9 protein-coding genes and 1 rRNA gene are annotated in these 13,678 nt (G+C 43.9%); 3 read left to right on the top strand and 7 right to left on the bottom strand.

The annotated features are described in order from the left end of the window. Window positions 1-419, bottom strand: a 16S ribosomal RNA gene (locus CFT61_RS12080); the annotation flags it as partial. Window positions 420-1,024: 605 nt separating this feature from the next. On the opposite strand from CFT61_RS12080, the gene CFT61_RS12075 reads away from it, so the two are divergent. Further along, on the top strand, window positions 1,025-1,690 hold the full coding sequence (locus CFT61_RS12075; RefSeq protein WP_089544674.1) for a B3/B4 domain-containing protein: 666 nt from the start codon (window positions 1,025-1,027) through the stop codon (window positions 1,688-1,690). On the opposite strand, the gene CFT61_RS12070 is transcribed toward CFT61_RS12075, so the two are convergent. From CFT61_RS12070 to CFT61_RS12045, 6 genes are all read right to left on the bottom strand, one after another. Next, window positions 1,684-2,739: a glycoside hydrolase family 43 protein gene (locus tag CFT61_RS12070; protein WP_089544673.1), complete on the bottom strand. Its 1,056-nt coding sequence runs from the start codon at window positions 2,737-2,739 to the stop codon at window positions 1,684-1,686. The genes CFT61_RS12075 and CFT61_RS12070 overlap by 7 nt on opposite strands. 1,040 nt (window positions 2,740-3,779) lie before the next feature. Beyond that, entirely contained in the window at window positions 3,780-4,301 is a 522-nt protein-coding gene (locus CFT61_RS12065; protein ID WP_089544672.1) for a lipid-binding protein, read from the bottom strand. 17 nt (window positions 4,302-4,318) lie between these two features. Continuing rightward, window positions 4,319-5,020, bottom strand: a complete 702-nt coding sequence (locus CFT61_RS12060; RefSeq protein WP_176425598.1) for a BT_2262 family domain-containing protein — start codon at window positions 5,018-5,020, stop codon at window positions 4,319-4,321. A 35-nt stretch (window positions 5,021-5,055) separates the two neighbouring features. Beyond that, the gene (locus CFT61_RS12055; protein ID WP_089544670.1) at window positions 5,056-6,573 is read right to left on the bottom strand and encodes a SusD/RagB family nutrient-binding outer membrane lipoprotein; all 1,518 of its coding nucleotides are present in this window, start codon (window positions 6,571-6,573) and stop codon (window positions 5,056-5,058) included. Window positions 6,574-6,609: 36 nt separating this feature from the next. Beyond that, window positions 6,610-9,819, bottom strand: a complete 3,210-nt coding sequence (locus tag CFT61_RS12050) for a SusC/RagA family TonB-linked outer membrane protein (RefSeq protein ID WP_254918963.1) — start codon at window positions 9,817-9,819, stop codon at window positions 6,610-6,612. Between the two features lie 184 nt (window positions 9,820-10,003). Beyond that, a complete protein-coding gene (locus CFT61_RS12045; protein ID WP_089544668.1) occupies window positions 10,004-10,804 on the bottom strand; it encodes a Cof-type HAD-IIB family hydrolase in 801 nt (266 codons plus the stop codon). A 288-nt stretch (window positions 10,805-11,092) separates the two neighbouring features. On the opposite strand from CFT61_RS12045, the gene CFT61_RS12040 reads away from it, so the two are divergent. Then, window positions 11,093-12,025 (top strand): FimB/Mfa2 family fimbrial subunit, encoded by a 933-nt coding sequence (locus tag CFT61_RS12040; RefSeq protein ID WP_089544667.1) that lies wholly within the window; start codon window positions 11,093-11,095, stop codon window positions 12,023-12,025. A gap of 128 nt (window positions 12,026-12,153) precedes the next feature. Further along, on the top strand, window positions 12,154-13,662 hold the full coding sequence (locus CFT61_RS12035) for a TolC family protein (protein WP_176425597.1): 1,509 nt from the start codon (window positions 12,154-12,156) through the stop codon (window positions 13,660-13,662). Window positions 13,663-13,678: the final 16 nt, after the last annotated feature.

Here is a 13,678-nt window from a genome sequence, read left to right as displayed (position 1 = left end):
TTCCTGCACGCTACTTGGCTGGTTCAGACTCTCGTCCATTGACCAATATTCCTCACTGCTGCCTCCCGTAGGAGTTTGGACCGTGTCTCAGTTCCAATGTGGGGGACCTTCCTCTCAGAACCCCTACTGATCGTCGCCTTGGTGGGCCGTTACCCCGCCAACAAGCTAATCAGACGCATCCCCATCCATCACCGATAAATCTTTAATCTCCTTCAGATGTCTTCTAGAGATATCATTGGGTATTAGTCTTACTTTCGCAAGGTTATCCCCAAGTGATGGGCAGGTTGGATACGCGTTACTCACCCGTGCGCCGGTCGACGCCTAGAAAAAGCAAGCTTTCTCTATCGTTTCCCCTCGACTTGCATGTGTTAAGCCTGTAGCTAGCGTTCATCCTGAGCCAGGATCAAACTCTCCATTGTAAAATATCATTTTTACTTCTTGCCTCATTGCTGAAGCAATCGGTGTTTGTTGTCTGTACTTAGGACGAATATCCTTTTCGTTTATTGAAGCTTAGTAAACCTGACTTGTCAATTACTTGACGGTTCGTTTCTTTTACCCAGTCAACTTTCTTATTTCTAAGAAGTTAACCGCTTCTTGTACTACTTGTCTGTTTATGTAAAATCTTTCAAAGAACTCTTTCTTTAGCTGCTTAGAGTAATACTTGATTTCTCAAAAGCGAGTGCAAAAGTACTAACTATTTTCCATTCCACCAAATTTTCCGAGAAGAAAGTTTCATTTTTCTCCAGAATTTAACATTCGTAAACACAATAAAGCTCTAAAACAGATCTTTCTCCTTATTATATATAGGCACATAAAATGCATTTGTGTTCGGACACACATGCACATTTCAATGCCAGCAAGACTAAAACCTTTACTATGTTTCAGCAAATTCCAACAACAAAAGATGAGATATCCTGATACTTTCCACAAAAAAGAGGCATATAATTTGGATATTACAGTATTTCTTCGTATTTTTGCCTTGTCTATTCAAGAGTTTTTAATTATATAAAAGGAGAAAACTATCATGAAGATAATCGTTTCACAAGAAATAGAATCCGTATGTCCTACTTTTGTAGGTGCATGTGTAGAAGCTTATGTTGAGAACTCACCTTACTGCAAGGAACTTTGGGATGAGATAAATGCGCTCGGAGAAAAGTTTAAAAGTTCTCTCACAACAGAATCGCTCAAGGAGATAAGCGGTATTGCTGCAACAAGAAAGGTATATCGTGCCTGCGGCAAGGACCCTTCACGCTATCGCCCGGCATCTGAAGCCCTTATCCGCAGAATACTGCAGGGCAAGGAACTCTATCAGAGAGATACCTTAGTTGATTTGGTAAACCTGGCAAGCATAGCCTATGGCTATAGCATAGGTGGTTTTGATGCCGACAAGTTCGAAGGCGACACGCTTACTTTAGGAGTTGGCAAAGAAGGCGAGCCTTACGAAGGTATAGGAAGAGGAATGATCAATATAGAAGGCTTACCAGTATATAGAGATGAAAGGGGAGGTGTAGGAACTCCTACCAGTGACCACGAACGTACAAAAATGACACTCGGCACCACTCACCTCGTGGTTCTCATCAACGGATATGATGGTGACGAACAACACGTACGTGAGAATGCCGAGTTCATTCTGCAGCTCTTAAGCAAATATTGCAAGAGCAGCGGGGGAAGTTATTTTATCTATCAATGACTTGCCTTCAACTCCTTATCCCATTTCAGGAGTCGCTGATACTCTTTCTTGGTAATTCGCATAAAGCTACCATGCTGAGGACCCGTTACGCCCTTGATATCAACAGGATCTGAGAAATTGCGGAGATACTTATCTGCCTTGCAGATACGATAGTGCTTAGGATGATCGCTATACTGGATATAAGCTACACGCCAGGTATCATCGCCCATCAACTGGAAGGCAGAGCTACCTTCGCAATTCTTCTTTCCTTCGAAACTTACGTAGTCGTTCTCTACCGGTTCGCCCCATCCGTGGTTCAAATGCTTGCTGGTAGCAGTATAGATACCAGGTTTTCCACCTTCCTTCTTGATAAGCATGTGGTAAAGACCATCGCTCTTCAAGAAGTTGATGTCAGCATCAATGGTAGCATATCCCCAATCGAAGAGAAGCTTTGGGGTAGTAATCTTGGTGAAAGACTTGTCTGCATAGCTATAATACATCCGATCATATTTTTCCTCCGCACGATTAAGCATAGAATAATAGATCATGTATCCACCCTTCTCACCATTTTGCCAACGATAGTCAGGATCCCAGAAAATCTGAGGAGCCCAGACACGGTTGATGGTACTCCAATCCTTGTAAGGAGACTGAGCGGTAGCTGCATCGCAGAAATTCTGCATACCCTTACGATAATCGAAAGTTACACTGGTCCAGTGAATGAGATCATCACTCTTCAAGAGATCAATACCATAGTTATCCCACTTATGGCTTTTTGCCACACACATATCCGTGGTCACCATAATATATCCCTTTCCATTATGGGTACGGGTGATATAGGCATCGCGGGTCCCCCCTTCGATACGCGCATGCTCAGCAGGATCGAAGATAGGCTTACCATCATTAATGTCCTGATAGTTGTAGCCATCACGAGATACTGCATACGCGGTCCACTCTCCCTTATCACTCATGTGACAATAGAGATAACCATAATCACCCTTTACTAAATTCTGTGCTGTCATTGGCATGAAAGCAGCCAAAGCCAGGAGTACTGTTGATAATTTCTTCTTCATTTATTTTTAATTTGCTAGTTGATAATTACAAGATGATGCTGCAAAATTACAACATTTTCCAGAAACTACCAAACTCTAAACCCTTATAGTCATCAAAATGTAGAAAAGTACTCCTTTTTGAACGATTTAGTACCTTCCATCCTATAAAATCGAGTAGGTGGTAAACACTAATCATAGATGTTTATCGGGGCACCAGCAGTTTTCTTAATAGGGTAAAGGTATTACTTTTTTATAAATCCACCAAATTCTAGGGGGATAAATTTGCAGAAAAAAAATAAGGTGGATCATAAATCTCCTTTCACGGAATGTGGATTATACTGAAAATAAGAGAGTTAAGTGTGAAAGGAAAAATCACTTAATTTTGAGATGGTAATTGATGGCTAAGCTTAAATATGGCGATGTGGATAGTGAATAGTGGGTGTTTTGATAATGAATAGTGGGTGTCTCTGTTATGAATGTTGGGATGAAGCATAGTAACCAGAAGGATGAGGGATAGATATTGGCAGGGGAAAAGGGACGATTTATCGACTGGATGACTAGGCTCATCTATATGGATGACTCTAGTCATCTATATGGCTCACTCCCGTCATCTATATGGATGACCCGGGTCATCCGATACAAAGAAGCCTTTTCTATTCCTTTTGTGATAGTTGCTTTCTCCTTTAGACTAAGTTGTCTTCACCTTTAGACTAAGTTGCCTTCTCCTTATATTAATAGTTCTTTCTGCTGATTATTATTGTTGCTTCCGAGAATTCTCCTTTCACACTTAAATAACTGATTATAAGTATACTATAACAATTGTGAAAGGAGAATGAAATTATAATTGCTGTTTTTGAGAAGCTATTTCTGAAGGTGACTTTATGTTGAAACGATACGTCGGGAGATAGAATTAGACAACATACATGCTATAGTCAAACAAAAAAAGGGGACCGGCCACTGCCAGTCCCCAAGACGAGAGAGATATAAGTGTTGACTTGGTCAACAACGAGGCAAATCACTTTGCCTTATATCTTTATGTACCTAATAACATAAAATCTAAATTAATCATCCTGTGTCAAACCAGAATAACGAATACCAGAAACTTTATACTTGTTTCCCGGTTCGTCATCATTGAATGACACATAGAAAACGATGCTGTCGGCAGGAGTTCCATGAGGAGTCAGACCTTGTCCAGGCAAGACCTTACCACCCTCAACATTCACCTTACAGTCATAAAGAGAACCATCCTTATTATAAGCAGCATTAGCTGCCTCACCATTAGTAGTGAAACTGAGATTCTGAACATCAGATGTCATTCTCACCTTAAAGTTCCAGAAATTACCATTGTCACTAATCCACATCTGGTCGCTCACATTAGCTGCAGTATTGAATGTATTGACAAGGAACTTACCCATACCAAAAGGATCAAGAGCTGTCACATTATTATTGGCATCAACCGCATCCACAGTAACATACCACTCACCGGCGAGAGCCTGAGTAGCAGTACCACCGACTTCATCCTTCTCGCATGAAGCAAAAGTCATGCAGAGGATAGCCATACATAAATATATTAATTTCTTCATAACGATATCTTCAAAAATTACTTATTCAAAACTACATGGAACTTCATGGATGATGCATATTCAGCATCCCAGGTGTAAGATGAAGAAGCTGTGTCAAACTTACCAGAGAAGCCAACCAAGCTATCACCCCAACCACCAATAAGGCTATTGAGAAGTGTCATCGTACCATCTTCGGCAAACTTCACATCACCTTCCATATTGTAATTGCTGCCATATCCAGCTTTCTGAGAATACCAACCACCCAGCAAATCGCTTACATGATAAGTACCATCACCATTGTTGATAATGATAACCTCGAAATTATCTCCAAATGCCTTATTACCGCTATAGTCACGATAACTGTTGGCTGCATCTGTATAGAAGACACCCTCCTTAGCATCCGCAGGATCGGTAACGATAACGGTTCGGGAAACCGAGGCACTGAATCCATCTGCATTGGTAGCAGAATAGGTCAATGTATAAATACCCGACTTGGAGGTATCCACCGTTCCTGTTACCTTCAGCTGAGAAGAAATATCCTCGCCATTCAGATCACCAGCACATCCAGGGTCTGTAAAGGCAGCACCCTTATCAGCGTACATGGTTGCATCACCCTTCAGAGTGAGCACTGGATAATATGTGATGCTTGTTACACCTGCAGAACTATCATCATCGCAACTGGTGAAGGAAACTGCCGATGTCAACAGCAAAAGCATGATATAAAATATATTCTTTTTCATTGCTATATTCATTTTATTAATGAAACACTGTTAGACTACTCACCCCAGAACACAGGCTTGGTATAGTCTGAATTGGTGAATGCAGGAGTGTTGCTATTACGAGAAGAAGAAGACTCTGCGTATGGGAAACGCTCCAGAAGCTTGTTAGCACCAACCTGACTGAATACATCTATAGGAGTATAGAGTGTACCTGCCTGATAACCGCTGTCGGTAAAGGAACCGTCATCACCCTTGGTATAGAAATCAGAACCCTTCTTGGTTGTATCGAAAGCAGGATAATCCAGACGGCGGAGCTCACACCATGCCTCGAAAGTATTCACACCAGCCAAGGCAATCCACTTCTGAACACCGATGCTCTTCTTGTAATTTGCCATATCGAATGGGAACTGAGCGATATGCTCAGCAGCACCCTCAACACCGGCAGATGCAAAAGATGCCTCAATTGCCTTGTTGTAATGAGCCTTGGCATTAGCCTCGTCGTTAGTACGGGCATAATACTCAGAGATGAAGAACTCGGTCTCAGCAACAGAAAGCAAACTGAGTGGAGAAGTTGCGGTCTCGATAGGACGGCACCATTTGGTAAGGCTTGTGGTACTTGGATAATTGGTACCAGAAACACCACCCACATACTTGCCATCTGCATTCTTCTCGAAGAAAGCAGCCAGACGAGGGTCGGTATAAACCACATCACCATTGGCATTCTTGATCTGCATAGAACCGATGATAGCTAAGTTTGCACATACATTAACCTGAGTAGAACCCCATGCAGAAGAGAATTCCTCTGAATAGAACGGGTTCATAGAACCACTCTCTGTTCCCCAGCAGCTGGTATAAGCAATATCCTTGGTTGGGAAATCATTCTCTTCAATCAAAGCCTTTACCTTTGGCAATACTGAAGAATCTACATTAGCCTCACGCATCAGGAGTTTCAACTTCAAAGCCTTGGCAAACTGAATCCACTGCTCTGCACTGGCATCAGGGAAGAGGAAGTTGGTGCAAACGGTGCTAGAAGCACTTGCCTTAGACAAAGCATTGTCTATTTCGGCAATAATACCATCATATACGGTCTTACCATCATCATACTTTGGTGAAAGATTATCAGCATCCAAAGCCTCTGTATATGGAGTCTCGCCGAAGCAATCTACCAATGTCTCAAAGGCGAATGCACGCAGAGTGGTGGCAGCAAGATAGGTTCCCCATTCTTCAGATGCCTCTGATTTCTCCAAGATGGTCTTCAGATTGACCAATGCGCTCTGATAGAGCTGAGTATAAGTACCACTACAACGGGTAGCAGACTGCTGGAACTCAGAATAATCCACATAGTTAGAAGTACCATTCAACTGAGCATAAACCTGCGAATGATATCCACCAGTGATACGCAAATAGTTACCGTATGCATTTGCAATCGCCATCTCAGCACCAGGCATAATCATGGAAGATGTGACATTTGCCTCAGATGGAGACTGTGGATTCTGGTTAATATCCAAATAGCTGTCGCAAGAGCTCATGCAGAGACCCAAAGCGAGAGCCGACATTACTATATATTTTTTCATATCGAATATCCTTTAAATTACTAATACCACAATGTGTTAGAATGTTACACTCAAGTTGGCACCGAAGGTGCGGCAAGATGGGTTTGAGTACATCTCACCAAACTGAGTGGCCAAATCACCATAACTACTCTGGCTGATAGTTGTAGTCTCTGGGTCAATGAAGGTATTGCTGCTAGCTGTCCAGGTGAAGACATTGTTGCAGAATACGGTCAAAGCTACATTGCTCAACGACAACTTGCTGGTCCAGAGACGTGGCAAATTCCAGGTAAGGCTGATGTTACGCAACTTTACGTATGAACGGTCAAGCAAGTAAGCCTCTCCAGCATTTCCATAACCATAATCATTGTAATACTTCTGATAGCTACCATCTGTCTGATAGATAGGAGTAGTATTCTCAACGTATGTATCACCGCTCTTTACTACAGAGTTAGGGATGATGAATGGACGACGGTCGTTATAGGTAGTGATCGTACCATTACCAGTAAACTGCATCAGGTTCTTGGTACGTGAGAACATGTAACCACCCTTGCGGACATCCAAAGCTGCACTCAGGGTGAAGCCCTTGTAAGTCAAGGCTGTAGTTACGCCACCCGTCCAGTCGCTATTCATATTCTTACCGGTATCCTCTACCTGAGTACCGATAACAGGCTGACCATTTGCATCAACAATCACCTTGCCATCCTCTGTATATTGTGGAAGATAAGTATAGAACTCACCCATTGGCTTGCCTTCCTCAGCATACATATAGACTGCATCATTACCAGAAGAGTAATCATAAATAGAGACACGACCACCCTCAAGAGATGCAGGCATCTCAAGTACCTTGTTCCAGTTCTTTGAGAAGTTGAAGCCCAACTCCCACTTGAAATTCTTGGTCTGTACAGGAACTGTGGTGAGCAACAACTCAACACCACGGTTGCGGACAGAACCGAAGTTTGTTACCTGATAATAGTATCCTGTAGCAGGATCCACCGGCAAGGTAAAGATCTGGTCATCTGTTGTTCTGTTATAGAAAGAAGCATCGAGACCGATTCTACCCATAAAGAACTGCAAGTTCAAACCCACTTCAATCTCGGTAGTCATCTCAGGCTTCAAAGAGTTACTACCCTTTGTATTACCCAGGAGGAATGAGTTCTTACCGTTCATAGGGAACTTAGAGATACCTAAATCATAGTAACCTCTGATACTAGCCTGACTATAAGAGGCACCTGTGAGGTATGGATCAGCATCATTACCCGTCTTACCATAAGCCACACGAGCCTTACCGAAAGTCAAAACCTTGTTTTCAGGAATCACCTTAGTGAAAATCCAGCTCAAGGTGGCACCAGGATAGAAGAAGCTATTCTTGTCGATAGGCAATGTAGAAGACCAGTCGTTACGGGCTGTCAAGTCGAGATAGAGCATATCATTCCAACCCAAAGTTACATCACCGAAGGCACCTATCAGACGGCGTTTGGTCTGATATTCACTCAAAGTCTTCTTGGTTGCACCATTGCTCAACTGCCAGAAACCTGTCTCGAAAGTCAAGTCATCGGCTTCACCTGTCATGTGAGTATAGCTACGCTCATTCATGTTCACACCAGCGATAACAGCCAAATCGAGCTTGTCATCAAAGAACTTCTTCTTATAGTTTGCCATGAAATCATGGTTAAACTCATAAGTTCTTCCATAACGTGACCAGACATAACCACTCTGGTTCATATTACTAGGCGCATAACCCTTGTCGTCAGTAATCAGCTTATCATCAAGAGCAATCTGAGGATAACCTGTCTTGGAATCATAATCAGTATAGTCGAAACCGAAGCGATAAGTCAGGGTCAAATCCTTGATAGGGTTAATATCTGCCTGAATCTTACCATTTATCTGCTTGGCATCGGTATGATTATAGTTATTCGCCAAAGCCCAGTATGGGTTGGTGATTCCATAAGGAGTGAAGTAAGCCTCAGGAGTATTGAATGGGCTGTTCAAGTCCTGCTTGTCAAGCAAAGACACATCACGTGGCAACTCATAGAGACCATCTACTACAGATGTACCCTGATAAGTACCCACTGCATCGGTTGCACTACGGGCAAAGTTGAATGAAGAAGACAACTTGCACCAGTCGTTAGCCTGATAAGTATTGCGGAAAGCCAATGTATTACGCTTGTAAGTATCCTTGTCACCAGGCATGATACCATCATCGCCCGTATAAGAATAAGACAGGTAATAAGTCATTTCACCCGACTTGGAAACACCGCTCAAGGAAACATTGTGGTTCTGTGACCAGCCTTCCTCGAAGAAATCCTTCACGTTGTTCTTCAAAGCCTTATAAGGGTGAAGCAACTGCTGATGGTTCCACTCCGGACCATACACCTGGAGAGAGCCGTCGAGCGCAGGACCCCATGAACCATTCTCGATGAATGTCTGGCGACTATTCCAACCCTGTCCGAAACTATTCTGCATATCTGGCAAGCAGGAAACCATGCGAGCCTGGACACTACCACTATAATTGATAGTATAGTTGCGAGCCTGTCCCTTAGCACCCGTCTTGGTAGTAATCAAGATGACACCATTGGCAGCACGGCTACCATAAAGAGCGGTAGCAGCGGCACCCTTCAATACGGTCATGCTCGCAATATCTTCAGGCGAGATATTAGAAATACCACCAGTTGAGATATTCTTACCCTGACCGGAAACCATGTTATTCTGCAAAGGCACACCATCAACCACGTAAAGAGGCTGGTTGCTACCATTGATAGAACCATAACCACGAATTACCACGTTGCTGACAGAACCTGGGTCTGCGCTGGTAGCGTTCACCTGAACACCAGCCACCTTACCAGAAAGGGCATCAGCCACATTGGTAGTACGTGCACCAATAATTTCATCGCTTTTTACTGTTGTTGCAGCATAACCGAGGGTTTTCTCACTACGGGAAATACCCATCGCTGTAACAACAACTTCATCAAGATTCTTGGAATCGGAAACTAAAACAATCTTCATTTTAGCAGAAGCCTTCACTTTCTGGGTTTCCATACCAAGATAGGTGATTTCGAGAACAGCATCCTTACTTGCATTTGGCAGAGTAAAGTTACCATCCACATCTGTCACTGTACCAGTCTTTGTTCCTGCGATTTTAACAGATGCGCCAATCACTGGCTCACCGTCTTCCTGAGAAACAACTTTACCTGTAACAGTAGTCTGTGCGAGAGCCATTCCTGTTGAAAGAACAAGCCCCCCCATTAACATGGTTAGTCTTTTTGTCATAATTTCTCTCTCTTAAATTAAACAACTTACAAATATCGGGTGCAAAGATACATACTTTTTATAAAATAAACAAATTTTTAGCTAACAAAATGCAATTAAAAAGCTATTTTCTTATTCCTTTTGTATATTTTCTGCATATTTCCCAACTTTTAGACAGATTTTTATGACTAAAGACAACAAAATGTTAGTTTTCATCAATTATACCATACTTGATGAGGGCATTCTTCACTCCATCCTCATCCACATGAGTCGTAATGTAATCGGCTACCTGCTTCAATTCATCACCAGCATTGCCCATTGCTACACCTACACCTGCCTTCTTGATGATAGAGATGTCGTTGCCGCCATCGCCGAACGCCATGGTTTCTTCAATGTTCAAGCCCAGATAATCAGCCATTGCCTGGAGTCCCTTTCCCTTGTCGGCTCCACGCGCCGTGATGTCGGTAAAGGCAGGATGCCATCTGCCGGAAGTGCAGTTTTCGAGCGTAGGCATCAGGAGCGCCTCCTGCTCCACGGTGCAGAATGGTGTAACCTGCAGAATTAGCTCATCACCCAATTCATCCACATCGGTAATGAAGATGCTGCTATCCACTCCCAATCCCTTGCAGAATATTTCATAAACCTCGTCGGTATAATGATGAATGGCAAAACGGGTCTCGCTTACCACGATGGCAGGATAGTTGTCTCTATCAGCAGCCTCGATGATTTTCTTCACGTCTGAAGGAAGGATGGCGTGCTGGCTCACCAATGTATCCTCCACAAAGCAGCGGGCACCATTGGCTGTGATGTAACCATCGATGAGATGCTCTATCTGACCGAGGTTATTAATGATCTGCTTGGGGCGTCCCGTAGAAATATACACCTCTACCCCATTCTTCTTAGCCTGCTCCAAAGCATCCACAGTACTCTGCGGAATCCTGTGAGACTTGAAACTCACCAACGTGCCGTCGATGTCGAAAAACAATGCTTTTATCTTCTTATCCATAAATATATCTTGTTCCTTATTATTTAAACCCAATTCCATATCATGTAAATACCATGCCATATTTACCCATTTCTCACGCGCGCACCTTATTATATATAGATACAAATGATTCATCTCGCTGAAAAAACGGGTGCAAATATACGAAAAAACAGATAATTAGCCAAAAATATGCATTCTTTTTTAAATATCCTTGCCATTTTCGCAGAAAAACCGTATATTTGCTGCGACTTTCATGCGCAAGAAAACGTCTTGCATCACGCATAGAAAGCAAACTAAAAACTTAGTGATATGAAGAAGAAGACCTATGTCTGGCTGGCATCCCTCTTGCTGATGCTGGTAGCTACGCTTACTTCATGCGAAAAGTTTGCACTCGATGATTCGGGTACCAATTCACATGACGCAAACGCCAACGTAATCATCCATGCGTCCGTGGCAAAAAACAATTCTACGGGAACAAGAAGCGGAGAAGAAGATGAGGAAATAGAGGGAAAGCCTCTGGAAGATTACTGTTCCCGGCTTTCCATCGCCATTTTTGATGGAGAGGAAAAGGTGAAGACCCTGAATCTGAAAGCAGAAGATGGCTACGATGATATCGGGTTTAATCTGGATGCGGGAAAATACCGAATGGTTGCCATCGGCCATAACGGAAGCGGAAACTGTACGATCAGTTCTCCTGAGAAAGTGAAATTCTACAAGAACAAGATGACCGATACTTTCTTCTATTACGGCACTTTCAATGTGATAGATGGAGAGGATACAGATGATTACATCCTGTTGAATAGAGCCGTAGCACAGTTTAAGGTCCATATCACCGACGCCACCATCCCCGCCGAGGCGCACAGCATCAAGTTTTACTATACCGGAGGCAGCAGCACCCTTGACGCCGTAACGGGTTATGGATGCGTACAGAGCCGGCAAACCGAAAGCTTCAAGCTTCAGGAAGGCAAAAGGGATTATTCGGTCTATACCTTCCCACGCGAAGAGAACAAGGGCTTGAAAATGACCATCAACATCCTGGATGCAGATGCTCAGAGCATCAAGGAATATTCCAAGGAAGTCGTCCCGGTGAAACGCAACAACATCACCCAGACCAATATCAGCATCAAAGACCATACTATCTCCGACCCCGACCAGAAAGAAGATGGTGATTCCGGAAAAGGCAACCTGGGATTCACCGTAAATCCCGACTGGGAAGGAGAAATCGTTGTTGAATTTGAATAGAAGAATGTTCCATTTTTCCATAATGTAAGGTAATTTTCGATTCTTAAAGATTTGATAATAAAAAATCCTTTGTGGTTTGCGAATATTTCCATAAATTTGCACCGATATTATAATATTATAGTAAAGGAATGAAAAAAATATTAACTCTTATCATGCTGATGGGAGCAATGACTGCAGCCGAGGCTCAAACGATGGTTCTGAACCTCGACAGTTGTCGTGCGATGGCGCTACGCAACAACAAGCAGATCAATGCCTCTAAGCTCAAGAAGGACGTGGCGACCAACCTGAGGAAATCGGCGCGCACGAAATATTTGCCAAAGGTAGATGCCATGGGCGGATATGAATGGTTCAGCAAGGAGATCTCTTTGCTCAATGATGGTCAGAAGTCAGCATTCAGCAATTTGGGTTCCAATATCGTAGGTGGAATCACCGGAAATGCCAACGACGTGATGGCCGATTTGGTAAGCAAGGGAATGCTCACCCCTGAACAGGCACAGAAAATCGGAGGATTGCTCAACGAGAAAGGAAGCGTTATCCAGCAGCAGGGCAATGCCATCGGACAGAGCGTGGTAGATGCTTTCCGCACCGACACCCGCAACATGTGGGCTGGTAGCGTGATGCTCCGCCAGCCTATCTATATGGGCGGCGCCATCCTGGCAGCCAACAAGATTGCAGACATCGGTGAGCAGATAGCAGACAATGATCTGGACATGCAGACCCAGAAGACCCTCTACAGCATAGACCAGGCTTACTGGCTTGCCGTTTCGCTGAAGCAGAAGTACAAGCTCGCCACCAGCTACAGAGACCTGGTGAAAAAGCTCAACGACGATGTTCACAAGATGATTCAGCAGGGCGTAGCCACCAAGGCAGATGGCCTGAAGGTAGATGTAAAGGTGAACGAGGCGGAGATGAAGATTACCCAGGCAGAAGACGGTCTGGTGCTCTCCAAGATGCTTCTCTGTCAGCTTTGCGGCATTCCGATGAACCAGGAAGTGACTCTTGCCGATGAAGACAAGGAGACGCTGGCTCTTTCGGGAACTCCTGTGGATACAGAGCAGCAGCGAGTAGCCGCTTCTGATTCTGCGATGAATACCCGTCCGGAATTGCGCATGCTCCAGAATACGGTCGATATTTCCAAGCAAGCCACCAATCTGGTTCGCGCCGTCTATCTGCCTCATGTGGCATTGACCGGCGGTTACACCATTTCGAATCCAAATGTGTTCAATGGTTTCCAGAAGAAGTTTACCGGTGTATGGAATATTGGTGTCATCGTGCAGGTTCCGGTATGGAACTGGTTTGACGGTGCCTATAAGGTGCGTGCATCCAAGGCTGCCACCAACATTGCCCAGATGAACCTCGACGATACCCGCGAGAAGATCCATCTCCAGATTACCCAGAGCCAGTTCAAGGTGAAGGAAGCCGAGAAGAAGCTCAACATGGCCATCAAGAACATTGACAGCGCCAACGAGAACCTGAGATGCGCCAACCTCGGATTCAAGGAAGGAGTGATGGAGGTAACTGATGTGATGGCAGCTCAGACTGCCTGGCAGCAGGCACAGAGCCAGAAGATCGATGCGGAAATCGACGTGAAGCTTACCCAGGTAGGGCTTAACAAGGCGCTCGGTATTCTGCAGTAACAAAAGAAACATTTTT

The organism is Segatella copri, assembly GCF_002224675.1.
Lineage (GTDB): Bacteria > Bacteroidota > Bacteroidia > Bacteroidales > Bacteroidaceae > Prevotella > Prevotella copri_U.
This window is presented reverse-complemented; position numbering and strand designations above follow the sequence as displayed.

What these genes read in the sequence shown, in the direction of transcription:
- CFT61_RS12055 (WP_089544670.1), bottom strand. Translation starts at nt 6,573, where the DNA reads ATGAAAAAATATATAGTAATGTCGGCTCTCGCTTTGGGTCTCTGCATG.
- CFT61_RS12070 (WP_089544673.1), bottom strand. Translation starts at nt 2,739, where the DNA reads ATGAAGAAGAAATTATCAACAGTACTCCTGGCTTTGGCTGCTTTCATG.
- CFT61_RS12075 (WP_089544674.1), top strand. Translation starts at nt 1,025, where the DNA reads ATGAAGATAATCGTTTCACAAGAAATAGAATCCGTATGTCCTACTTTT.
- CFT61_RS12040 (WP_089544667.1), top strand. Translation starts at nt 11,093, where the DNA reads ATGAAGAAGAAGACCTATGTCTGGCTGGCATCCCTCTTGCTGATGCTG.
- CFT61_RS12045 (WP_089544668.1), bottom strand. Translation starts at nt 10,804, where the DNA reads ATGGATAAGAAGATAAAAGCATTGTTTTTCGACATCGACGGCACGTTG.
- CFT61_RS12065 (WP_089544672.1), bottom strand. Translation starts at nt 4,301, where the DNA reads ATGAAGAAATTAATATATTTATGTATGGCTATCCTCTGCATGACTTTT.
- CFT61_RS12060 (WP_176425598.1), bottom strand. Translation starts at nt 5,020, where the DNA reads ATGAAAAAGAATATATTTTATATCATGCTTTTGCTGTTGACATCGGCA.
- CFT61_RS12050 (WP_254918963.1), bottom strand. Translation starts at nt 9,819, where the DNA reads ATGACAAAAAGACTAACCATGTTAATGGGGGGGCTTGTTCTTTCAACA.
- CFT61_RS12035 (WP_176425597.1), top strand. Translation starts at nt 12,154, where the DNA reads ATGAAAAAAATATTAACTCTTATCATGCTGATGGGAGCAATGACTGCA.